Origin of the sequence: Aromatoleum diolicum (assembly GCF_012910955.1) — a bacterium.
GTDB lineage: Bacteria > Pseudomonadota > Gammaproteobacteria > Burkholderiales > Rhodocyclaceae > Aromatoleum > Aromatoleum diolicum.
In genome coordinates this window covers 23147-46653 of sequence record NZ_WTVQ01000030.1, presented here as the reverse complement: position 1 = coordinate 46653, position 23507 = coordinate 23147, and the positions used below count along the sequence as shown (strand labels likewise).

The 23507-nt window shown below is 60.6% G+C and carries 21 protein-coding genes and 1 pseudogene; 6 read left to right on the top strand and 16 right to left on the bottom strand.

Annotated elements, in window-relative coordinates:
- Window positions 1-29 precede the first annotated feature (29 nt).
- From argB to GPA25_RS16410, 13 genes and pseudogenes are all read right to left on the bottom strand, one after another.
- Entirely contained in the window at window positions 30-932 is a 903-nt protein-coding gene (gene argB / locus GPA25_RS16470) for an acetylglutamate kinase (RefSeq protein WP_169261492.1), read from the bottom strand.
- Window positions 933-1046: 114 nt separating this feature from the next.
- Window positions 1047-1472, bottom strand: coding sequence for an Hsp20/alpha crystallin family protein (locus GPA25_RS16465; protein ID WP_169261491.1), 426 nt, complete (start codon window positions 1470-1472; stop codon window positions 1047-1049).
- Between the two features lie 101 nt (window positions 1473-1573).
- Window positions 1574-2047, bottom strand: coding sequence for a dihydroneopterin triphosphate diphosphatase (gene nudB / locus GPA25_RS16460; protein WP_169261490.1), 474 nt, complete (start codon window positions 2045-2047; stop codon window positions 1574-1576).
- A complete protein-coding gene (locus GPA25_RS16455) occupies window positions 2044-2487 on the bottom strand; it encodes a barstar family protein (RefSeq protein ID WP_169261489.1) in 444 nt (147 codons plus the stop codon). Before GPA25_RS16455 ends, nudB begins: the two co-directional genes overlap by 4 nt.
- A 14-nt stretch (window positions 2488-2501) precedes the next feature.
- Complete coding sequence (locus tag GPA25_RS16450) at window positions 2502-2822, bottom strand: guanyl-specific ribonuclease (RefSeq protein ID WP_246265779.1); 321 nt, start codon at window positions 2820-2822, stop codon at window positions 2502-2504.
- Between the two features lie 107 nt (window positions 2823-2929).
- Window positions 2930-4552, bottom strand: a complete 1623-nt coding sequence (locus GPA25_RS16445) for a response regulator (protein ID WP_169261488.1) — start codon at window positions 4550-4552, stop codon at window positions 2930-2932.
- A 179-nt stretch (window positions 4553-4731) separates the two neighbouring features.
- On the bottom strand, window positions 4732-6531 hold the full coding sequence (gene aspS / locus GPA25_RS16440; protein WP_169261487.1) for an aspartate--tRNA ligase: 1800 nt from the start codon (window positions 6529-6531) through the stop codon (window positions 4732-4734).
- Window positions 6532-6574: 43 nt separating this feature from the next.
- Window positions 6575-7201: a DUF502 domain-containing protein gene (locus GPA25_RS16435; protein WP_169261486.1), complete on the bottom strand. Its 627-nt coding sequence runs from the start codon at window positions 7199-7201 to the stop codon at window positions 6575-6577.
- 15 nt (window positions 7202-7216) lie between these two features.
- Window positions 7217-7480, bottom strand: a complete 264-nt coding sequence (locus tag GPA25_RS16430; protein WP_169261485.1) for an FmdB family zinc ribbon protein — start codon at window positions 7478-7480, stop codon at window positions 7217-7219.
- A 136-nt stretch (window positions 7481-7616) separates the two neighbouring features.
- Window positions 7617-8467 (bottom strand): annotated as a pseudogene (locus GPA25_RS16425) (prepilin peptidase).
- Between the two features lie 55 nt (window positions 8468-8522).
- Window positions 8523-9758: a type II secretion system F family protein gene (locus GPA25_RS16420; protein WP_169261484.1), complete on the bottom strand. Its 1236-nt coding sequence runs from the start codon at window positions 9756-9758 to the stop codon at window positions 8523-8525.
- Between the two features lie 16 nt (window positions 9759-9774).
- The gene (gene pilB, locus GPA25_RS16415; protein WP_169261483.1) at window positions 9775-11493 is read right to left on the bottom strand and encodes a type IV-A pilus assembly ATPase PilB; all 1719 of its coding nucleotides are present in this window, start codon (window positions 11491-11493) and stop codon (window positions 9775-9777) included.
- A gap of 134 nt (window positions 11494-11627) precedes the next feature.
- On the bottom strand, window positions 11628-12455 hold the full coding sequence (locus tag GPA25_RS16410; protein WP_169261482.1) for a cytochrome C assembly family protein: 828 nt from the start codon (window positions 12453-12455) through the stop codon (window positions 11628-11630).
- Window positions 12456-12497: 42 nt separating this feature from the next.
- Between GPA25_RS16410 and ffh the strand changes: the two genes are divergently transcribed.
- The 6 genes from ffh to tssA all read left to right on the top strand — a co-directional run bounded on the left by ffh (window position 12498) and on the right by tssA (window position 17834).
- A complete protein-coding gene (gene ffh, locus GPA25_RS16405) occupies window positions 12498-13856 on the top strand; it encodes a signal recognition particle protein (protein WP_169261480.1) in 1359 nt (452 codons plus the stop codon).
- Window positions 13857-13872: 16 nt separating this feature from the next.
- Entirely contained in the window at window positions 13873-14637 is a 765-nt protein-coding gene (locus GPA25_RS16400; protein WP_169261478.1) for an EI24 domain-containing protein, read from the top strand.
- A 9-nt stretch (window positions 14638-14646) separates the two neighbouring features.
- Complete coding sequence (locus tag GPA25_RS16395) at window positions 14647-15399, top strand: competence/damage-inducible protein A (RefSeq protein WP_169261476.1); 753 nt, start codon at window positions 14647-14649, stop codon at window positions 15397-15399.
- Window positions 15381-16178 carry a M48 family metallopeptidase gene (locus GPA25_RS16390; RefSeq protein WP_169261475.1) on the top strand — a complete coding sequence of 266 codons (798 nt, stop codon included), beginning with the start codon at window positions 15381-15383 and terminating at the stop codon, window positions 16176-16178. Before GPA25_RS16395 ends, GPA25_RS16390 begins: the two co-directional genes overlap by 19 nt.
- 13 nt (window positions 16179-16191) lie before the next feature.
- Window positions 16192-16575 (top strand): lactoylglutathione lyase, encoded by a 384-nt coding sequence (gene gloA, locus GPA25_RS16385; protein ID WP_169261474.1) that lies wholly within the window; start codon window positions 16192-16194, stop codon window positions 16573-16575.
- A gap of 188 nt (window positions 16576-16763) precedes the next feature.
- A complete protein-coding gene (gene tssA / locus GPA25_RS16380; protein ID WP_169261473.1) occupies window positions 16764-17834 on the top strand; it encodes a type VI secretion system protein TssA in 1071 nt (356 codons plus the stop codon).
- Window positions 17835-17923: 89 nt separating this feature from the next.
- Here tssA and GPA25_RS16375 read toward each other — a convergent pair whose 3' ends face one another.
- Genes GPA25_RS16375 through tssM form a run of 3 tightly spaced genes read right to left on the bottom strand, consistent with a single transcriptional unit; the run spans window position 17924 to window position 23498 of the window.
- A complete protein-coding gene (locus GPA25_RS16375) occupies window positions 17924-18712 on the bottom strand; it encodes an OmpA family protein (RefSeq protein WP_343034978.1) in 789 nt (262 codons plus the stop codon).
- 2 nt (window positions 18713-18714) lie between these two features.
- Entirely contained in the window at window positions 18715-19704 is a 990-nt protein-coding gene (gene tagF / locus GPA25_RS16370) for a type VI secretion system-associated protein TagF (RefSeq protein WP_169261472.1), read from the bottom strand.
- The gene (tssM, locus tag GPA25_RS16365) at window positions 19701-23498 is read right to left on the bottom strand and encodes a type VI secretion system membrane subunit TssM (protein ID WP_169261471.1); all 3798 of its coding nucleotides are present in this window, start codon (window positions 23496-23498) and stop codon (window positions 19701-19703) included. Before tssM ends, tagF begins: the two co-directional genes overlap by 4 nt.
- Between the last annotated feature and the right edge of the window lie 9 nt (window positions 23499-23507).

The window sequence follows — 23507 nt, the reverse complement described above, 5'->3', positions numbered from 1 at the left end:
GCCGCGGCGCTTGGCAAGTTGGACGCGGCTTATTTGCTCTTGATCATCGTCCCGACGCCGTGGTCGGTGAGGATTTCCAGAAGCAGACAATGCTCCACGCGGCCGTCGATGATGTGCACCGATTTCACACCATTGCGCGCAGCGTCCAGCGCCGAACTGATCTTCGGCAGCATGCCGCCGGACAATGTGCCATCCTCGACTAGTCCATCGATCTGGCGCGGTGTGAGCCCGGTGAGGAGGTTTCCGTCCTTGTCGAGTACGCCCGGTGTGTTGGTGAGCAACACGAGCTTTTCGGCCTTGAGAATCTCGGCGAGCTTGCCCGCGACGACATCCGCGTTGATGTTGTACGTCTCGCCGTTTTCGCCGACGCCGATCGGAGCGATCACCGGGATGAAGTCACCCTGATCAAGGAAGGCGATCAGGCTCGGATCAATCTGTGTGATCTCGCCCACCTGCCCGACGTCGACGACGTCTCCCGGCGGCGCGTCCTTCTTCTGCATCATCAATTTCTTTGCACGGATGAAGCTGGCGTCCTTGCCGGTGAGACCCACGGCCTTGCCGCCGTGCTGGTTGATGAGGCTGACGATCTCCTTGTTCACCTGGCCGCCGAGCACCATTTCGACCACTTCCATGGTTTCCGCGTCGGTCACGCGCATGCCCTGTATGAATTCCCCCTTCTTGCCGACGCGGGCGAGCAGGGTTTCGATCTGCGGGCCACCACCATGGACCACCACCGGATTCAGCCCCACGAGCTTGAGCAGCACCACGTCGCGTGCGAAGCAGTCTTTCAGCCTGGCATCGGTCATCGCGTTGCCGCCATACTTGATAACGATGGTCTTGTCGAAGAAGCGTTTGATGTACGGCAGCGCCTCGGCCAGAATTTCGGCCTTGAGTGCGGGGGTGACCTGATCGGTGTCGAGCGACGGGGACATGGCGGGTTCCTGATTGATTGTGCCGCGCCATTCTAAAGAGTCATCCCGCAAAGCTAAAGCCGCAACCCCCTGAATGAAGGGTTGCGGCCGGGAGCGCGTGAAACGGGGCCAGGCTCAGTCGATGGTGAGCCGCTTGGCCTGTTCCGGCGCCTTCTTCGGCAGACTCAGTTCGAGCACGCCATCATTGAACTTGGCGCTTGACTTCGCCTCGTCGATTTCCTGCCCGAGCTGGAAGCTGCGCGACACCTTGCCGAAGTAGCGTTCTGTGCGCAGCACGCGCTCGCCTTCCTTGATTTCCTTTTCCTGCTTGCGTTCGGCACTGATGGACACCACCGGGCCGTCAATATGGACGTGGATGTCCTCTTTCTTGATGCCCGGCAGTTCCGCGTGAACCTGGTAGGCGTCGCTATCCTCCTTGACGTCCACGCGCATCTGGGGGGCTTCGGCGACGCCGCCGCCGCCGCCAATATCGACCGGACGGACGAAAAATCCGCGCAGCAGGTCATCGAATGGATCACGACGAATGAGATTGCTCATCATTATCTCCTTTTTGACGGCATGGTCTTTGGCTATGTCACAGAGTAAATATAGAGTCGGACTGACTCATTTCAAGACCTGAGAGCATATGACGATGAGAGTCGTCAGGCAGGGGAGGCGCGGCTGCGCAGGTAGTGCCCAGGTAGTTCCAGGATCGCGTCGCGATTCGTCCAGGAAAAAACCTTCGCCGCAGCTGCCTCGGGCGGGAGCCAGAGCAGTGCGTCGTGCTCGTCGGGGGCAAGAACGATGGATTGCCCTTCGGGAATGCACAGGCTGAATACATGCTCGACGTTGTGGGTGACGTCGGGCGCGTAGCGCTTGCGCCATTCGGCGCGGATCTCGAAGCGGTTGCACCGGTGCCAGTTGAGAAGTCGATCCGGCGGCGCGGCGATTCCTGTTTCTTCGCGAATTTCGCGCAACGCCGTCTGCCCAAGCGTTTCACCGCGCTCGAGGCTTCCGGTGACCGACTGCCAGAAGCCGGCGGGTGAAACTCGCCGGAGCAACAGGATCTGCAGTGCCGCCGTATGCAGCACCACCAGTACCGAGACCGGTTGCTTGAAATCGGCTGTATCCGTCACAGGCTATGAAGGTGGGCGATTCCGTTAGCAGTAAGGCCGACGAAAATCCACATCGGCACATCCTCCTCAGCCCAATCCCGTGCAGTCTCTTCAAGAATTTCGAGGGCCGTGGTGAAGTCTCCTTCCGCCGCGACGCGAAGGCGATCCGCGTGCTCGAGGACAATGACGTATCCGTCGGCAGGCAGCCAGCTCAGATCCCTCAGGCAGTCGGCAAGCGCGTCCCAGTTATGCCCGAACCAGTCGGGAAAGTGAAGCGCCCCCGCGATGCGGCGCAGGAAGTCGGCCTTGTCGTTGCAGTTGGTCAGATCGGCTCGAACGACCGCAAAGCCCAGCCCGGCTGCTGCGCGCTCGATGGCTTCGGTCCCTCCTGCCGGCAGGTGATACACGCCGGCGCGTGCACACTGTTGCAAGGTGTTTGCAAGGTGGCTGGCTTCGCTCATGGGCGCCTCCCGCGTCATGGTCGTGGCTCGATGCGGCGAAAACTCCGGTAGTGATCGGCAGTGTAATAGAACACTTCTGGCGGATTGCCGCCGGTAACGATGCGACGCGCACCGCGATCGCGGGCGCCTGGTGTCGGAACGGTGTACTCGCGGTAATAGCCGCGTGCTTGCCGCGGCAAGTGCTGTTCGCGGTTCTGGAACACCGTCCCGTCCTTGCGGTAAGGGAAAGGCCCGCCGCGTTGAATCCGCTCCAGTGTCGCCAATGCCTCCTGGGGCAATGACCGGAGTGAGTTCGGCTCTTGCCACTCACGGCCAAGGCCGGGAAACGCCGCCAGGGTGGTGGCGAGGAAGAGTGCAAATCTGAGAGCCAATACGCGCACCGATCAATCTCCTGATGCGGGCGACGGACAGGGCCGGCGACCTGAACCGTCCTGCGCCAGTCTTATCCGGTCTGACGCGGGTTGTATTTCTTGACCAGTTGCTGCATGAACCCGCTGATCGCGTCGAGTCGCGGATTGGCGGGATCGAGGCGTCGCGTACGTGCAATCAGGCCGCGCGCCTGTGCGGCGAAACGCTCGCTCCAGCCCCGGTTTTCGATATGACGCAGAAGCGCCAGTGCCGCATTGAACAACACATGGGGGTTGCCCGGCATTTTTTGCACGGCACTCATCATCTCCCGCACTGCGCCATCGTAGTCGCCTGACCTGACCATGTCAGCGCCGGCCGCGATCAAGCCCTTCACCTCGACATGAACGCGTTGCTCGAGCTCGTTTGACAAAGCGCCACAACCCCGCTCCTGCAGAATTTCGCGGGTCTTTTCGATCGTACGTTCGTCGGCGGCGTTGCGCAGGATGTCCATGACCAGCTGGCTGCCCTCCGCCTCGAGGTGGTTGTCGAGGCAAGCCTTGACGAGTTCCTGTTTCAATCCGACCGATACCGCGGAGAGGTTCGCGCCGGCCTGCAACGCCGCTTGCAGTGCTGCTTGGGCGAGCTCGGGCGCGCCCGTCTTGCTGTGGTAGAGCGCCTTGGACAGCGAGCTGCAGATCGTCGTCGCCGGCAGCCCATCCATACTCCTTTCCAGATCGCGGATGGTAGATTGGGCTTCTTCGGTGCGTCCCTGCCCGAGTTGCGCGCGGACCAGCTGGACATGATCTTCCGGATCACGGAAGTCCGAATACTTCCCTTTGCGCACCACCTCGGCCAATGTCCGCTCGGCGCCTTCGTTGTCTCCTGCAGCAAGTTGCACGCTGCCGAGATGCCGCAAACGCCCTAGCCGATGCGGAGAGAGGGCCACCGCGCTGGCCAGCACTTCGCGCGCCTCCTCAATGCGGCCGCTTTCCTCGCGGGTCCGTGCTAGCCAGTCGTAGGCGTCGATGTAGCGGCTGTTTTCGGCCACCAGTGAGCTCAGGATTTCGTCCGCGGCCCCGTACTCCTTTTTCGAGAACAACACCTTCGCCAGGCCCAGCCGCGCCCATGGCACCGCCTTGGTCGCGAGAATTTCGCGGTAGATATCCTCGGCATTTTCGGTGTGTCCGAGCACTGAATGCAATTCGGCTTCCAGGCGCATGAAGTCGACCCGATGCCGAGGATTTTCGGTCCGGCCGCGGGCGCACTCATCGATTGCCCGCTGCGTGTCGCCGGCATCGATCATGCGATACACCGGCCGGAACACCTCGCGCTTCTCGATCGCCCGCGACAAGCGCATATGCAGGCTGTCCGGTGTCAGGGGCTTCAGGATGTAGTCATTCGGTGCGAGTTCGGCCGCGCTCACCACTCGCTCGTAATTGCGCTCTCCGGTGATCATGATGAACAGCGTGTCGAGCGGAATGATCTCCTTGGTTCGCAGATCTTCGAGCAAATGCTGGCCGTCCTGCCCCTCGCCAAGGTTGTACTCGCACAGGATGATGTCGTGGCGTCGTTCGCGCAGCCGGTTGATGGCCATGCCGGCGCTTGGCGCGAAACTCACATCCGCGATCCCGAAACCGTTGAGCATCGACCTCAACTGGCCGCGCATGCCTTGATTGGCTTCGATAATGAGTACGTTCAGATGTTCAAGGTCTGCCATGGTGGAGCGATGAGCGGGTGGATGTGCGCGGGTGCGCAACATATATCGGAGCTTACGGCACTGGCGGCTAATTTCTGTAGTTTTTCCGCGAAGTCCTGCGGATATGGATACGACTGTGGACAAAAAAAGGGCAGATGCTTGGCCATCTGCCCTTTTTATCATGGTGGCGGCACCATAGCTTATGCTTTGGCGACCTCGACCTGCGTTTCAACTTTTTGCCGCAGGCGGATGTGCAATTCGCGCAACTGCTTTTCGTCGACCTCCCCCGGTGCGTTAGTCAGCAGGCACTGGGCACGCTGTGTCTTCGGGAAGGCAATTACGTCGCGGATCGACTCGGCTCCGGTCATCAGAGTAACTACGCGGTCGAGACCGAAAGCCAGGCCACCGTGCGGCGGCGCGCCATACCTGAGCGCATCCAGCAGGAAGCCGAACTTGATCTGTTGCTCCTCGGGCCCGATGTTGAGCGCTTCGAACACAGTCGACTGTACGTCGGCGCGGTGGATACGCACCGAGCCACCGCCGATTTCCCAGCCGTTCAGCGCCAGGTCATAAGCCTTCGCAAGGCATTCGCCCGGATTGGTCGTAAGCAGTTCGACATGCTCGTCCTTGGGGCTCGTGAACGGATGGTGGCACGCCGTCCAGCGCTTGTCGTCCTCGTCGTACTCGAACATCGGGAAGTCGACGACCCAAAGCGGGCACCAGGCGTCGCCCGTAACGTAGCCTTTTTCGTGGCCCAGCTTGGTGCGCAAGGCCCCGAGCGCATCGTTGACCACCTTGGTCTTGTCTGCGCCGAAGAAGATCAGGTCGCCCGACTGTGCGCCGGTGCGTTGAAGAATGGTGCGCAGCGCCGCTTCATGCAGATTCTTCACAATCGGCGACTGCAGGCCGCTCTCGTTCGGCTGCGTAACGTCATTGACCTTGATGTAGGCCAGACCCCTGGCGCCGTAAATGCCGATAAATTTGGTGTATTCATCGATCTCCCCACGGGTCAGGGTCGCGCCGCCGGGCACGCGCAGCGCCGCGACACGGCCACCGCTGGTCGCCGGTCCGCTGAATACCTTGAATGCTACATCCTGCACTGCATCGGTGATCTCGGTCAGTTCGAGTGTCACGCGCAGATCCGGCTTGTCCGAACCATAGCGTCGCATCGCTTCGGCATAGGTCATGCGCGGGAACGGGCAGGGCAACTCGACCGCGAGCGCCTCCTTGAACACGAAGCGGATCATGTCTTCCATGATCGCAGTGATCTCGGTTTCGTTCAGGAACGAGGTTTCAATATCGACCTGGGTGAATTCGGGTTGGCGGTCAGCGCGCAGATCCTCGTCGCGGAAGCACTTGGTGATCTGGTAATAGCGATCGAAACCCGCGACCATCAGCAACTGCTTGAACAGTTGCGGCGACTGTGGCAGCGCGAAGAACTGCCCGGGATGCACTCGCGAAGGCACCAGGTAGTCGCGCGCGCCCTCCGGCGTGCTCTTCGTCAGCATCGGCGTTTCGATGTCGATGAAGCCCTGCGCGTCGAGGAAGCGGCGGAAGGCCATCGCCACCTTGTAACGCAGCATCATGTTCTTCTGCATCTGCGGGCGGCGCAGGTCGATCACGCGATTGACCAGACGCACATTCTCCGACAGGTTGTCGTCGTCGAGCTGGAAGGGCGGTGTCGCTGAGGCGTTGAGCACCTCGATCGTGTGGCACAGCACTTCGATTTCACCGGAGACGAGGTTTGGATTCTCGGTGCCGGCGGGACGGCGGCGCACCTTGCCGGTCAAGCTGATCACGTACTCATTGCGGATCGACTCGGCTGTGCGGAAAGTATCGGCGCGATCCGGGTCGCACACCACCTGTACCAGACCCTCGCGGTCGCGCAGGTCGATAAAGATGACCCCGCCGTGGTCGCGGCGGCGGTGGACCCAACCGCAAAGGGTCACGGTCTGGTCGAGATCGGCGGCGGTGACTTGGCCGCAGTAGTGGGTTCGCATGGTTCAGTTCCGAAACGAAGGCGCGGCCGAAGCGGCCGCGTGGTTACTCATTCAGCAGGACGGGGCGGGGCGGGACACTGCGCGCAGGTGGCGCGACAACGCCCATCGAAATGATGTATTTGAGTGCATCATCGACGCTCATGTCGAGTTCGATTACGTCCTCTTTCGCCATCATCAGGAAAAAACCCGAGGTGGGGTTGGGTGTGGTGGGCACATAGACGCTCACGTGCTCGCCTTTCAGGTGATTGACTGCGTCACCGCCAGGCGTGCCGGTGAGGAAGGCAATCGTCCACGACCCCTGACGCGGATATTGCACCAATAGGGCCTTGCGAAAGGCTTGGCCGGAACTCGAAAACAGCGTGTCGGATACCTGTTTAACGCCGTAATAGAGAGACTTCACAACCGGAATGCGCGCCAGCAGGCCTTCCCAGAAGCGCACCAACTTCTGCCCGATGACGTTGGCCGCGATCAGGCCGGTGCTCAACACGATCAGCAGTCCGACCACAAGGCCTGCTCCCGGGATGTTGAAACCGAGAAAGTTGCGGGGCTGCAGGCCATTGGGCAACCATTCGATAATCAGGTCGAGCGTGCCGACAATCCATGCCAGCACCATGAAGGTGATGGAGAGCGGAATCCAGATCAGCAGTCCGGTAATGAAGTATTTTTTCACGTGGTATTGCCGACCTCAGCCTGGATGGCAGGCGCATGAACCGCCACATCCGGCGGGCACGCTGGGGGCCTCGGCAGGTTTGGTCGCTGGGGAACTGCCTCCCTTGAAGTCCGTCGCATACCAGCCTGTGCCTTTCAGCTGAAAGCCGGCAGCTGACAACAGCTTCTGATAGCTGTCCGTGTTGCACGAAGGGCAGGTCTTGAGCGGATCATCGCTCATCTTCTGGATGTGTTCCTTCTGGAACCCGCAACTGTCGCAACGATATTCATAAATGGGCATGGCAACCTCCAGAAAGCAAGCGTGTAAGTCTAACGCAACGCAGCATGGGCGAAAAGTAAGCGCGCAGTGCCGACGCCCGCGCCGGTGACAGCTAATATGGGGTCAAGTTTCAAGGCTTCAAGCCGCGCGGGCCTGGTCAAAAACTGCCGAGATACAGGTTCGTGAGGGTCTCGCCCCAGAACAGCGCCAGTACGCCCGCCCCCGCGAGATAGGGGCCGAATGGAATCGGCACGTTTCGCCCGTGCCGCGCGATGACGATCAGGCCAATGCCGGTCACGGCGCCTACCAGTGAGGAAAGCAGGATCGTCAGCGGCAGCACTTGCCATCCCAGCCAGGCCCCGATTGCCGCAAGTAACTTGAAGTCGCCATAGCCCATCCCTTCCTTGCCGGTCGCGAGCTTGAACAACCAGAAAACCGACCACAATGAAAGGTAGCCGGCGATCGCGCCGATGACTGCATCGGGTAGAGCTGCATAGGTGGTGCCGAGATTCAGCGCGAGTCCGAGCCACAGCAGCGGCAGCGTCAGACTGTCGGGTAGCAGCTGCGTGTCCAGATCGATAAAGGCCAGCGCGATCATCACCCACAGGAAGAGGAGGCGCCCAGCGCAGCGAAGCCCATGCCGAAGTGCCACGCGGCAAAGCCTGACAGCGCAGCCGTGAGCATTTCGACCACCGGATATCGCCCGCTGATCCGCGCGTCGCAATGCCGGCAGCGTCCACGCAGAAGTAGATAGCTGACGACCGGGATGTTCTCGAGCGCAGTGATGAGATGCCCGCAGTGGGGGCAGCGCGAGCGTGGTGTAGCGAGGTTGAAGGTTTCCTGGTCGGGCGCCGGCTCGTCGCGCAGTTCCGCTGCCTGTGCATGCCACTCGCGCTCCATCATGCGCGGCAGGCGGTGGATCACGACATTCAGGAAGCTGCCGACAAATAGGCCCAGGAGTGTGGCAAGAGCGGTAAAGATGACAGGGTCGCGCAGAAATTCGGGCATGGTGTTTCGCGGTTGAGTCCGCCCGGCGACAATGCGCCGGGCGGCGAGGCATGGATCAGACGACTTGGCCGAGCTTGAAAATCGGTAGGTACATCGCAACGACCAGGCCGCCGATGACTACGCCGAGGAATACCATGATGATCGGTTCGAGCAGGGTCGATAGACCGGCGACGGCATCATCGACTTCCTGCTCGAAAAAGTCCGCGACTTTGCTTAGCATTGAATCGAGTTGCCCGGATTCCTCGCCGATCGACACCATTTGCACCACCATGCTGGGGAACACGTTGGCGTTCTGCATCGCAACGGTAAGGCTGGTGCCGGTACTGACTTCGTTCTGGATCTGGCGGGTTGCCATCAGATAAATGTAGTTACCCGAAGCGCCGCCAACCGAATCGAGCGCTTCGACGAGCGGTACCCCCGCCGCGAACATCGTTGACAAGGTCCGCGTCCAGCGCGCAATCGTCGCCTTGCGGATGATGTCGCCGACAACGGGCAGTTGCAGCACCATCTTGTCGACCGCAATCTGCATCGCGTTCGAACGTTTGTAGGTGTAACTGATCGCTGTTACCACCCCCGCAATGATGCCGAACAGGATGTACCAATAGGCCACGAAGGCGTCCGAAATCCCTATCACGATCAGCGTCGGTGCGGGGAGGTCGGCGCCGAAGTTCTTGAACACGCTCTTGAATTCTGGCACCACGAACAGCATGATCACCGTCACGACGATGGCCGCGACGACGATGACGGCGATCGGGTAGAACATCGCGGACTTGATCTTGCCCTTGATTGCGAGGACTTTCTCCTTGTACGTCGCAATGCGGTCGAGCAGTCCATCGAGAATACCGGCTTGTTCGCCGGCGGCGACGAGGTTGCAGAACAGCTTGTCGAAATACACCGGATGCTTGCTGAACGCCTGCGACAGGCTGGAGCCGGTTTCGACGTCGTTGCGCACGTCATTGAGCAGGCGTGCAAGACTCGGATTGCCGGAGCCTTTGATGCCGATGTCGAACGCTTGCAGCAGCGGTACGCCGGACTTCATCATCGTCGCAAGCTGGCGGGTGAACAGGGCGATGTCCTTGTCGGTGATCTTGTGCCCGCGCGCCATGCTTTGTTTCTTGACTTTGGCCACCTGCACGCCTTGGCGGCGCAACGTGGCCTGAACGACCGCTTCGCCACTCGCACGCATTTCGCCGCGCACCTGCTTGCCATTCTTGTCCTTGCCTTCCCATGTGTAGAGAATTTCCTTGGGGCCGGCAGCAGCGGCCCCTCTGGCTCGGGTTGTGGTCGCCATGAGCGTGTGTTGCTCCCTATTCGTTGGTGGAGGCGAGCACTTCTTCGAGTGAAGTCGCTCCCTGCTTGACCTTCAGCAAGCCGGACTGACGCAGATCGCGCACCCCTTCGCGCTGAGCCTGTGCCGCAATGTCCATTGAATTGCCGTTGGTCATGATGATATGGGCGATTTCCTCGGAAATGGGCATGACTTGATAGATGCCCAGTCGTCCCTTGTAGCCGCTGCCTTTGCAGCGCTCACAGCCCACCGGACCGTAGGGCCGCCAGCTGCCGTCGAGATCCTCGCCTGAAAAACCCGCATCGAGGAGTGCCTCGACCGGGATGTCGACGGGCTGCTTGCAGGTGCATAGGCGCCGCGCGAGGCGCTGCGCCGTGATCAGGATCACCGAAGAGGCGATGTTGAATGGCGCCACGCCCATGTTCTTGAGTCGTTCGAGCGTCGTCGGGGCATCATTGGTGTGCAGCGTCGATAGCACCAGGTGACCGGTCTGCGCAGCCTTGATGGAAATTTCGGCAGTTTCGAGGTCGCGGATTTCGCCGACCATGATGACGTCAGGATCCTGACGGAGGAAGGCGCGGAGCGAGGCGGCAAACGTCAAGCCAGCTTTGTCGTTCACGTTGACCTGATTGATGCCGGGGAGGTTGATTTCCGCCGGATCCTCGGCTGTCGAGATATTCACGCCAGCCTTGTTGAGGATATTCAGACACGTGTATAGCGACACCGTCTTGCCCGAGCCGGTCGGGCCTGTGACGAGAATCATGCCGTACGGGCGTTCGACCGCGTCGAGCAACTGCTTCTTCTGGTCCGGCTCGTACCCCAGGGCATCGACACCAAGCATCGCGGACGAGGCGTCGAGGATCCGCATCACGATTTTCTCGCCATGTAGCGTCGGTAGCGACGAGACGCGGAAGTCGATGGACTTGTTCTTCGTCAGTGCCAATTTCATCCGCCCATCCTGGGGGATACGCTTTTCGGAAATATCCAGCCGCGAGATGACCTTGATGCGGGCGGCAATCTTTTCCTTCAACACCAGAGGAGGCTGCGCAATTTCGCGCAGCACACCGTCGGTGCGGACGCGGATGCGGTAATACTTTTCGTAGGGCTCGAAGTGAATGTCGGACGCGCCTTCATTGATCGCGTCGATGAGCACCTTCTGGATGAACTTGACGACCGGAGCGTCATCCACTTCCGCCGAGCCGTCGTCTGCGCCCTGTTCGGCGGGACTCTCCTGCTCTTGCAGGAGATCCATGTCGAACTCTTCGCCGGTAAGGTCCTTGAGCGTCTGCTCGGTCGATTCCGTCAGGGATTCCGCCAGTCGCGCAAGCCGGTCTGCCTCCACGACGATCAGGTCAACCTGCATCCCGGTCTGGAATCGAATCTCGTCCAGTGCGCGCATGTTGGACGGATCGGCGGTCGCGACGGTCAGACGGTTCTGGCGCTTGCCCAGGGCAACTACCTGATGCTTGGTCATCAACTTGCGGTCGATCGCATCGCGCGGGACGCATGCCCGGTCAACCGAGGAAATGTCGAGCAGAGGGTAGCCGAAGGTCTCGGCCGCGAACCAGGCGACGGCCTTGGTCGTGATCAGTTTGCGCTGCGCCAGCTCGAGGATGAAGCCGTTGGGGATTGCGGGGGCGCCCGTGGTGCACGACACGGCGTCGGCCTCGGAAAGCCGTCCGTGTTGAATCAGTGCTCGCGCAAGGCCGCTCAGGGCGGTCTGGGGATTTGCTGCCATTTCCCGCTCTTAACTAACTGACATTCGATCTTGCCCGGCACGCCCGCACTTGTAAAGGCCGCCGCGGGCCCGACCGTCGGCTGTTCCTATGGCATGCGGGCCGCGGCCCCTTGATGCGCGGTGTATTTTTCCGCTCAACTGGCCCGCCCGAGCAGCACCTCGAGGACGAAGCGACTTCCGACATACGCCAGTACCAGTGTTGTGAACCCTGCCAGCGTCCAGCGCAGTGCCACACGCCCACGCCAGCCCCAGACTCGACGTCCGACCAGCAGTGCGCCGAAGAGCAGCCACGAGACAATGGCGAAGATGGTCTTGTGGTCGAGGCGGAAGGCCTGACCGAACAATGACTCGGAGAACACGATGCCGGAGCTCAGTGTAAGCGTCAGAAGAATGAAGGCGATGCCGATCAGGCGGAAAAGCAGCGTTTCCATCGTCAGTAGCGGCGGCAGGTTGGCAAAGGTCCGGGTGAGGCGGCCACTGTGAAGCTGCCGCTCTGCGATGGCCATCAGCATCGCGTGCAGCGCGGCAAGGGTGAACAGGCTGTATGCCAGCATCGCGATGATGAAGTGGGCGCGAAACGCGGGGGATCCCGCATTCGCGAGGATGTGCTGTCCCGGGAAAATCAGTGGCAGCAGGCTGCTTGCCACCCCTGCCGAGACAACGAAGCCGTGGAGACCATCAAGGCGCGCGTAGAAGGTCTCGATCCAGTAGAAGCACACCGCTAGCCATACGACGAGAGACACCGCAAAACCAAAACCGAAGCGCATGCCGTCACCCGGGAAGAGCGCACCCTGCAACGCCCAGCCATGAGTGGCGAGTGCCGTGAGCATCACGATGCGCTCTGTCGGTGACATGCACCTGCGCGGTTGGTTTGCCGACGCCTGTATGCAGGCGCGCCAGAAATGAATGCCCAAGCCCGCGTACAGCGACGCGGCGAGGAGATGAAGTAGAATGGTCTGCATAGTTACCTGCAGTTTACTCCAAGGCCGAGGGCCCCAGCCAATATGCTCGACAATCTTACTCAGCGTCTGACCAAGGTCGTCAAGACCTTGCGCGGTCAGGCACGTCTGACCGAAGACAATATTCAGGATGCCATGCGCGAGGTTCGCCTTGCATTGCTGGAAGCGGATGTGGCTCTGCCGGTGGTCAAGGACTTCGTCGCGCGCGTCAAGGAAAAGGCGGTGGGGCAGGAAGTTGTTGGCTCGCTGACGCCAGGCCAGGCGCTGGTGGGGGTGGTGCATGATGAACTCAAGGCGCTGATGGGCGGGACCCATATCGGCCTCAATCTTGCGACCCAGCCGCCGGCGGTGATCCTGATGGCCGGCTTGCAGGGGGCGGGCAAGACCACGACGACGGGCAAGCTCGGCAAGCTCCTGCATGAGCGGATGAAGAAAAAAGTGCTCGCGGTGTCGGCCGACGTTTATCGGCCTGCAGCAATCGAGCAGCTGAAGGCGGTGTCGGCACAGGCGGGGATCGACTTCTTCCCGACGACTCCGGATCAGAAACCTGTCGACATCGCCCTGGCGGTCGTGGATTACGCGCGGCGTCATTATTACGACGTGGTGCTGTTCGATACCGCCGGGCGGCTCGCGATTGATACGGCGATGATGGACGAGATCAAGGCCTTGCACGCGGCCATTAATCCTGTCGAAACGCTGTTCGTCGTTGATGCGATGCTTGGTCAGGATGCGGTTAACACCGCGCGCGCGTTCAACGAGGCGTTGCCGCTCACCGGCATAGTGCTGACCAAGCTCGACGGCGATGCGCGCGGTGGTGCGGCCTTGTCGGTGCGGCATGTGACCGGCAAGCCGCTCAAGTTTGCCGGTGTCGGCGAGAAGCTCACGGGGCTGGAGGAGTTCCATCCCGAGCGGATGGCGAGCCGCATACTTGGCATGGGCGACATCCTCGGTCTGGTCGAGGATGCCCGCCGCGGTGTCGATGAGGATAAGGCGCGTGCTTTCGCGCAGAAGCTCAAGACCGGCAAAGGCTTCGATCTCAACGACTTCAAGGAGCAGATCGCGCAGATGCGCAAGATGGGTGGCCTGGCGTCGATGATGGAAAAGCTGCCCGCGCAGTTCGCACAGGCAGCGGGCAAGTTGCAGGGCGGGACGGAAGAAAAGGCGATCGGTCGCATCGAGGGCATCATCAATTCGATGACGCCGGGTGAGCGTGCCAAGCCGGAACTACTCAAGGCCAGCCGCAAGCGTCGTATTGCCGCAGGTGCAGGGGTAACGGTGCAGGAGGTCAATCGTCTGCTCAATCAGTTCGAACAGACACAGAAAATGATGAAGCAGTTTTCCAAGGGGGGCATGCAAAAGATGATGCGCGGTATGAAGGGCATGTTGCCCGGGATGATGCGCTGAACGGGCTGTGGTTGCCATGAGGGATATTCTGCTTGCATTTGGTCGTGCGCTGCGCAGCCTTGGTCGCAAGGGCGTGCTGATCCATCTGCTGTGGCCGAGTTTCGCCGCTTTGTTCTTGTGGATGACGCTCGCTATCATATTCTGGACCACCCTTGTCGAGGGCATCGCGGCGTGGATCGAGGGGTGGGCGTTTGTCGGCGAATGGTTGAGCGCATCGGAAATCGGTGCTGCGACCGTGCTGATTCTTATCAAGATTGCTCTCGCGCTAGCATTTCTGCCGTTGATTTACGTTACGGCGGCACTGCTGGTCGCCGTGTTCGCGTTGCCGATGATGCTCGATCGGGTGGCCGTGCGCGACTATGCTGATCTTGAGCGGCGCAAGGGCGGCTCCAACCTCGGAAGCGCCTGGAATGCCGTGGTCGCCGGCGTGCTGTTTCTCGTCGGGATGGTCGTGTCGCTGCCGTTCTGGCTTATACCGGGGGTCGGGCTGCTGGCTGCGGTGGTGTTGACGGGCTGGCTCAATCAGCGTGCCTTTGGGTATGACGCGCTCATGCTGCATGCCGATCGCGAAGAACTGGAGCGACTGCCGCGCACGCTGCGGGCACCGATGTTGCTGCTCGGCGGGGGCTGCGCGTTGCTGGCGTATATCCCGGTGGTCAATCTCATCGCGCCGGCCTTCTGTGGACTGGCATTTGTCCATTTCATGCTGGAATCGCTGCGTCGGGAGCGGCGCGTGCGCGGGGTAACCGTGCTCGACGCCGCGCCTACCGTGCGAACATAGGTACTTGCGATGGCGTTTGGGGCAATCATCATCGGCGATGAGATCCTCTCCGGGCGTCGCACGGACAAGCACTTGTCGAAGCTCGTCGCTCTCCTCGGCGCGCGCGGGCTCAAACTCGCTTGGGCGCGCTACGTGGGTGACGAACGGGCTCGCCTCGTCGATACTTTGCGACAGAGCTTTGCGACCGGTGATGTGGTGTTCAGCTTCGGCGGAATCGGCGCAACGCCCGATGATCGTACGCGGCAGTCAGCAGCCGCTGCGCTGGGCGTCGAGCTTGCGCTCCATCCGCAGGCCGAGGAAATCATGCGCGAAAAATTTGGTTCCGAGATCACCGAGCATCGCCTGCGGATGGGTGTATTCCCGCGGGGCAGCGAGATCATTCCCAACCCGTACAACCAGATTCCGGGATTCTCGATCAACAATCACTTCTTCGTTCCCGGCTTTCCTGTCATGGCCTGGCCAATGGCAGAGTGGGTGCTTGATACCCGTTTCCGCCAATTGCACCACGTCGATGATTACGTCGAGGCGGCGATTACCGTGTGGGACGCTTATGAAGGCAAACTGATCGATCTGATGGAGGCGATCACGACCGACTATCCGGATGCGACCCTGTTCAGTCTGCCGACGGTCGTTGAGGCATCGGGCGATCGGCGTTCCATCGAACTTGGCATGAAAGGGCCCAGGGCCTCTGTCGCGTCGGCAATGACCCGCATCAAGACTGAAGTGGGGGCACGTGGTTACGCATGGCAGGACAAGGACTGAAACGCCTGACTGGCCGGCTGCTGCAGCCGACGGCGAGCGAAGAGGCGCGCGTGATTTGCCTCGATGCGCGGGAGGTGGTCTACGTGCTACGACGTTCTGCGCGACGTAGCTTTGCCTTGCAGATCGATCATCGTGGGGTCAGGGTTGCCGTGCCCTGGTCGGCGCAGAATGCCGAAGTCGAACGCTTCATTCGTGGTCACGGGCGCTGGATACTCGACAAACTCGCGGCTCGCGCGGCACACACAAAACCCGAGACCTTTGAGCCTGCCGACGGCGCCGTATTTTCGGTGCTTGGTGAATCGTGCCGGCTGCGTCTGGGAGGTGGCGGCCGATTGGCGCGCTGGCGCGGTGGCGCGGACGGCATCGAGGAACTCGTGTTGCCGCTGGTGGCTGACCCCCGGGCGTTGCTGATCAGGGCACTTCGCAGACGGGCATTGCCGTGGTTTGCCGAGCGGGTGGCGGAATACTGTTTTCGTATCGGGCGTGATGTTCCCGCCGTAAAACTCTCGTCGGCGAAAACGCGTTGGGGGAGTTGCAGCAACGTAAGCGGCATTCGTCTGCATTGGCGCTTGGTTCATCTGCCGCCCTCCCTGATCGATTATGTCGTCGCGCACGAGGTCGCACACCTTGTCGAAATGAACCACTCGCCGCGTTTCTGGGCTGTAGTGGGCGAACTGTATCCCGGCTGGAAAGAGGCCCGGGTGCGTTTGCGCGCGGCCGGGCGTACGCTTCCGGTGATTGCCGGAGACGCCGCTGACGAACCCTTCCACGAAGACTGACTAGGATCTCACCATGAGGCTGCTTCACACGATGTTGCGCGTCGGCGATCTTGACCGTTCGATCGCTTTCTACACCGAGGTACTGGGCATGCACTTGCTGCGTCGCCACGATTACCCCGATGGAAAATTCACGCTTGCCTTCGTTGGCTATCAGGACGAGGCGGATGGTGCGGTGATCGAACTGACCCACAACTGGGGCGTGAGCGCCTACGACATGGGCAATGCCTTCGGTCACATCGCGCTCGAGGTGCCCGACGCCTACCGTGCTTGTGACGAGATTCGCGCTCGTGGCGGGAAGGTGGTCCGCGAGGCCGGGCCGATGCAACACGGTCACACGGTGATTGCGTTTGTCGAGGATCCGGACGGCTACAAGGTCGAACTGATCCAACGTGGCTGACCGGTCTGGTCGTCCTTGGCCGAACCGTGCCCGTCGGAAATGGTAGGGCTGAGCGGCAAGACGTGCCCACCGGTGGACGCTCCCGCTGCTTGAGCGCTCGAATTCAGTTTTCGCTCGTGCGGTTTTCAGCAATTTCGCATGATTTTTTATGCATTTGTCTTGTAAAATGAGTTTTTGCATAAGATTTCATGCCGCCTATGGACCTCGATGGATTGCTTCGACCGCTTAGCGGCGCGTGTTGTGGGGAGGATCTGAGCTTCTCCGAGGTGTTTGACGAGATTCAGGAGGCACGGCGTTTTGACGATCCGTCCTTGAGTCAGGGCGAGTGGGTCACCCAATTGAAGGAGGCTGACTGGCCGCGCGTCGCGCGTCTCTGCATGCAGGTGTTGGCGACACGCTCAAAGGACATCCGCCTGGTGGTGTGGCTGACCGAGGCATTGGCCAAAACGCGCGGCCTCGCCGGACTGGCGGACGGGTATCGGCTGCTGACCCGTTATTGCGAGGCGTTCTGGCAGGACATTCATCCGCTTCCGGACGATGGCGACCAAGAGTTGCGCATTGGCAATCTGGACTGGTTGCTGTCCCAGTCGAGTCGTATCATTTACGAGATTCCGTTGACGGATTCCCCGCGCGGGAATTTTTCGATGGCGGATCTCGCATTTGCACGCAATCTGGGCAGTGCACTGGAACGCAATCCAGCAGACGCCTCGCTGATGTTGCGCGATGCAAGGGTGACACTGGCCGAATTCGATGCGGCACGGCGCGACACGCCTGCCCAGTTCTTTACCCGTGGCGTGACCGACGGCAAATCGGCACAACAGGCGCTGGCGGAATTGGAGCGCATCATTGATGTCCGGCTTGGTATGGAGGGGCCGGGTTTTGGTGGGGCGAGAGACGCGCTGGAATCTGTACTGGAAGTTCTGATGCACTTTGCCGGCGAGGCCGGTGCAGCGATGTCGCCCCTGTCGTTCGTGCAGAGCGCCCCAACGATTGCCGGCCCGACTGCTGGAGCCGCACCGGTGCAATCGTCCGGCGGCATCCAGACCCGCGCCGATGCGCTGGTACAGCTCAAGCAGGTGGCTGAATTTTTTCGGCGTACCGAGCCGCACAGTCCCATCGCATATCTCGCCGACAAGGCAGCACGCTGGGGTGACATGCCCTTGCATGAATGGCTGCGTACCGTCGTGAAAGACGAAGGTGCGCTTGCGCATGTCGAAGAGTTACTCGGTGTGGTGAGGGTAGATTCAACCAACACCTGAGGCCGCAGGCTGCTCGTGCATGGCGGATGTGCTGACGCGACTGCCAGTGTCCTTCGTTGATGCAGGGGTGCTCGGCGGCCACCCCCCCTTTACTCCTGCAGGCGGAATTCTATACGTCGGTTCTTGGCTCGCCCTGCCGGGGTTTCGTTCGAGGCGACGGGCCGGTCCGGGCCGGCGCCCAGGACATCGATGCCTGCCGCGGTAATGCCTTTGCTTGCCAGATAACCCTTGACGGTCTCCGCGCGGGCCAGGCTCAGGGCAATGTTTGCCATCCGGTTGCCGCTGGAATCGGTGTGCCCGACGATCTGGATCTGCGGATTTTCCAGCGCGACGATCGTAGTGACCATTTCGTCCAGAAGGTTGGCTCCTGCGGGGGTCAGGATTGCCGAGCCACTTTCGAATTCGACAACCCGGTCTGCGAGTGTCTGGTCAAGCAAAGTCTGGGCGCGGCCGGCTGCCATCAAACCGTTATCGACCGTGTAAGTTGAATTCAGCGCCGTCGCGATGTCGCCCGCAATTTGTTGTCGTCGAGCTTCATTTGCCACGTGTCCCTTGATTGCAACCTGGGTGCCGTTGATGTCCAATTGCCCTTGGCGCACGTACCGGATTCCGGCGCCGAGTACCCGGTTGACGTTCGCTGACCAATTCGGAGGGGCGATCACGCCGCCAACCTCGAGTCGGTCTACGATCAATTCGGGGGTATACACGTCGCGCAAACGCGCAATGATCGACGTGCGCGCGGCCTCATCGGGGACCGTGCCGGTAACCACGACCTTGTCGCCAGCTTCCGGCGGGGGCTTCGGTGTGTGACCTTGCTGTGCGCCGAGAGAGGTGGCCGTTAGCAGGAGCCCTGCGGTTAGGGCGGATTTGATGCGCACGATTATTCTCCGAGGAAGACGTCTCTGAAGCTGGCGAGTGCCTCGTCGAGCGTGTTGTCGGGATGCGACAGATAGCTCGAGAGTTTCGCGACACCATAGTCATTGACGAGATCAGGATGCGTGTCGATCCAGTCCGGATCGTCCAGCGGGATGATCGTGTCGGAATCGCTGTTCGGCGAAATCAGGCTCAGGAGCGTCCGGGCAGATGCTCCATTGAATCCGACGATGAGGGCGTCGCGCCCACCGGCCAGGCCTTGGAGCACCTGCAGCTCGTTGTGGGTGTGCTTGAAGAAACCCGAGATCAGCGACACCCAGATTGCAGAAACGGCGTCGCGGTATTCACGGTCGGCTGGTAGCGGCAGTTGCAAGCCCTTTTCGATTGGCAGATTGCTGGCGCCGAGCAGAGGGCGTAACAGCAGGCCCAGTGCAAGCATGATGCGGCGCGAACTGGTGGGCTTGTCGCGGCTCGATAGCAATTCGTCGAGATCCTTGATTGTCAGCCGCCGTCCACGCTCGACAGGCGGTGTCAGCGCAAGTGCTCGGGAAATTTCTTCCTCGCAATCGATTGAGGAAAGCTCGCCTAGGATCGACGTGGGGTCGTCACCCGAGCGCGCGTCCCGGACAATGCGTTCAAATTTTCCCCATAGGCGCGAAAAGGCTGCCGGGCCATAGTCGAACAACACCCGGTCGTCGCGCTCGATGGCTGCAGCGACAAGGAACGGAAAGCGGCGAGAAGAGGCATCCTGGCTTGGCTGCAGGTGCCCGACAATCGAGAAGCGGCTGCGTGGACCAACGAAGGCAAAGTGGATCTCTGGCATGTTGTCATAGACGATACGCCAACGCGGGTCGCCAGACAGGAGATCCATGCTTTCCGATATCCAGCGGTCGAGCATAGCAATCATCTGCGACGGTCCTCCGCCTTTTATGAAATCTCCGCGTGCCGGAACCTTGCCAAAATAGCTCGCTCCGTTCGAACGTGTATCGCCGATCATTGATGGGCCACCCGGCCGTTGGTCGAGCCGGCTACGACCATGCCGGATGAAGCGAGCGGAGGCGCCTGCTGCTCCTCCACTGTTTCGCCGGCTACGCTGGCCGGCAGCGTAATGCCGTCAAGTCCCTTGGTCTTGGCCGTATCGGCCACAGTGTGTGCCTGGGGACTGCTGATGATCTGGATACCCAGCGGGACAGTAATATTTTCGGCCTGCCAGCTGAGCTGGAACGAGCCGTCCGGCCTGCGCATTCGCTCTGCGGAATTTATAAGCTTCTCGAGACCGAAGCGTCCGCTGAAACTGGCGATCTCAATCTCGCGTCCATCGAAGGCGGTGGCGATGATGCGCGCGCCGGGGGCTCCCGCCGGATTGGGCCAGACGAATGTCGCCCACTGGGCCGCACCATTTCGGTAGCGCAGTTTCTGGCCGTCGATTTCGATGGTGTACTCGGTCGTTCCCGGCGACGGTAGTGGCAGCAGTCTAAAAGTTGTCTGCGCCTGCGTGGCTGGGGCAGTGCCCGTGCCGCCCGATGCCGCGCCACCTTCCAGCGAACCTACCCACTGCGGTAATCCGGCAATGAAGTCCGGTCGGATGTGTACGCCGAGATCGCCCCAGGTTCTGGCCGCGATATGATCGCCACGCCGCACAATCAGCGCTCCCATGCTCGTCTCTGCGTATTTCGCGATGACCCCCCCGGGGCCGAATATCTGTGCGATTTCGGCCGGAGTCGCTTCGAGGTTCGCCGCAGGCGAAAATGGATATTTCCCCGCCAACTTAGTGCGGAAGGGATCGTAAACATGCGCGAGCCAGATCTTGTTGAGCTCACGTTCGCCGGGTTTGACCACAGCGGCAAACGTCTGCAGCAAGGGCCTGACGAGCAAGGGGCGAATCACCATACGCTGGGCGTCCGGAATGGCGTTGAGCATCTGCTCATCGACAAAGCGCAGCGTGTCGGCAAGTTCCGAATTGCCGCCCTCGATAGTTTCAGTCAGAAGCTTGATCGCACCTGGTCCGGGATCCCCCTGGTTTTTCAGTAGATTCAAACGGGTGCGAATGCCCGACAACTGCTTCAGGTAGGTGTTGAGAATGGTTTCCGCGCCGTCACGGGGTGCCAGGAGGCGTGCAACGCCGGCGAACTCCTGGCCGATCGGGCCCATCGGGACTTCAAGTCTGTTGGCGTTTACATGGACGTCCACCTCCACGCGGGCTGGCGACATGCGCAGGATCGAATTCTTGAACCACTCGATAAAGCCCTTCTGTGCCCGCTCGGCGCCGACATTGGCCATGGTGGGGTTGTCCCACGAGGTCTGTTCGAAAAGCGTCTGCATCAATTTTCCAATGGGCGATGACTGGGGGTCGCCAAGGCGGTTCATCGCCGCAATGGCGCCTGGAAAGTCATCGAATGCGCTGACGCTCACACCCATGACGAACTGTTTCCATTCGTCGGCGTATTCCTTCTTGTACAGCCCTACAAGTGTTTTCTGGATCTGTTCCGGGCTCCCGGCCAGCGACAGATCATCGCGAGTGGACGTCTTCAGGACCCAGTCGGTGCGCTGCAGCTCATTGGTGGCTGCGTCCCTGACGGCGGACTGGATGTAGCCCCGCCAGGCTTCAACCGTGAAGGTGCCCGAAATTACACGGCTGCCGACCACAAGTTCGGCGTTTTCCGGGCCGACCACAGTGGCGACGGTGACCGGCGGGAACCGCGTCGAAGCCCTTGCCTTGATTTCCGCATAGACACGTTCCAGTGCGGGCATGCCGCGCACGACGTGTTTTAGGTTGTCGCGCGCTTGATCAATCACCGAGAGGTTGTTTGCGATGACTGGCCATGCGGGGTCGTCCGCATGTTGCAGATGGAAGGACAGCACGCGCTCGGCGCTTGCTATCATTTGTTCGCGGGACATGGTGCCGCGGTTGGCCTCCAGCCAGCTGCGCCAGAAGCGGGCAATCTGATCCGAAAGATGGCCGACTTCTGTGTGTTCCCGGCTGCCCAGCATCAGGTAAGTCTTGAGCGCATTGTAGGCATCCTCGACATTTGTCGGTGAGGCGTCCTGGTAAGGTTTGCGGGCAGGCTTCGTCGTCGCAACGGATGAGGCAGCCGTGTCGATCGGACTAAGCTGGTCCGCCTGCCGATTGACTTCGGCAAGGAAGGCCTCGAGGCTATCCGCGACCGGTTTCAGCATTACTTCGGATATGCCTTTGTAGTACTCTGAAAGGAGTTTTGTCTTCAGTTCGTCGCCCTGAAACAGACCAAGACTTAGCGATAGTGGTCGGTTTGCATCGAATTGCTCGAGCTGCCGGATCCTGTCCTGCAGGATTTCAAGCGCCTCAAGCCGAGATTGCAGGTCTATCCGGCCCTCTTGTACGCGTATTGCCTTGTCGAGATCGGCGCGGATGTTTTCCGTAAGTGTGCGGTTGTTGGCGTACGACCAGCTCCACCCGCCGAGCGCTAGCCCGAGCAGTGTGATCGAAGCAAGAAACGCGGCATAACGAATGCGCTGCTTCTGCCTGTTTGCATAGTGCCGTACCAGGTTCTTGTCGGCAAAGATCACCTTCGAGAAGAGATCCTTGAGGAAGAAGCCATTGCTGGATGAGATCCTCGCAATGCTGGGACCATCCCCGGCGAGCCCGAATCTCTTCTCTACGCGCTCGCTGGATGCGCTGCGCGTTTCACCGCTCTGGATTGCCGAGGTGATGTAGAAGCCGCGAAAAATCGGCTTGAACTGGAAGGGATTGTCCTCGAAGAGCGTGGCGAGGAAGGAACGTAGGGCCGGTTTGATCGCCGCGAACTCGAGCGGAAAGGTCAGCAAGCCAGGGGGCATGCGTTCGCCACGCGCAATCGACATCTGCGCGACGCTTACTTCCCGCAGGCCTTCGTACAGTTCGTCGAAGCGTCGATCAAACTGCTCTATCGCATCCTGTCTGGCCCCAGTCTCGTCGGGCAGGGTCGCTCCCCACACGCGGTCGCGTTCGTTCCAATCAACATCCTGGAAGAATTCGTTAAATCCGTGGATGAGATCGGCCTTTGAGAACATCACGTAGACCGGCGCAAACACTTCGAGCCGTTCGGTGAGTTCCTGCACGCGCTGTCGCAGGTTCTTCGCCAGGGCGATTGCGAATGATGGGGGATTGCCGATCAGTTCGCCTATGCTCACCGTTACGATGATTCCGTTTATCGGTGCGCGAGGTCGGTTTTTCTTGAGCAGATCAAGAAAACCAAGCCACTCGCTACGGTCCTCTTCATGCACGGAATAACGTCCCGCGGTATCGAGAAGAATACCCTCTGATGTGAAAAACCAGTCGCAGTTACGCGTGCCGCCGATTCCCTTGATGACGCTGCCGGCCCCGTCCGCGAACGGAAACTTGAGTCCGGAGTTCACTACGGCCGTGCTCTTCCCGGCTGCCGGGTTGCCAATCGTGATGTACCACGGCAGTTCGTACAGGGCCGAGCGCCCGGAAACCTGTCCAAGCCGCGAGGTCTTGATCGTCCGCACGGCCTCGGTCATGCGCTTGCGCAGTGCGTCAATCTCGGTTTTTGAGTGATTGCTTGAATCCGGGCGGTGAGTCGCCTGACGTTCGAGCATGTGCTCCAGCGCATCCGAGGCCACGCCTGCTTGCCGGCGGCGCCAAGCCCATACGGCAATCCAGGTAACAAGAATCACGCCGGATGCGACGATCGCCCAGGTCACCGCAACTTTTAGCGTGTTGGCCCCCAGAAAGAAGAATGCCGTGAGGGCTGCAATGCCAATGAAGGAAAGCGTGCGGGAATCGGTCAGAAACGAGCGTATTGCGGACATCTTTGAGTA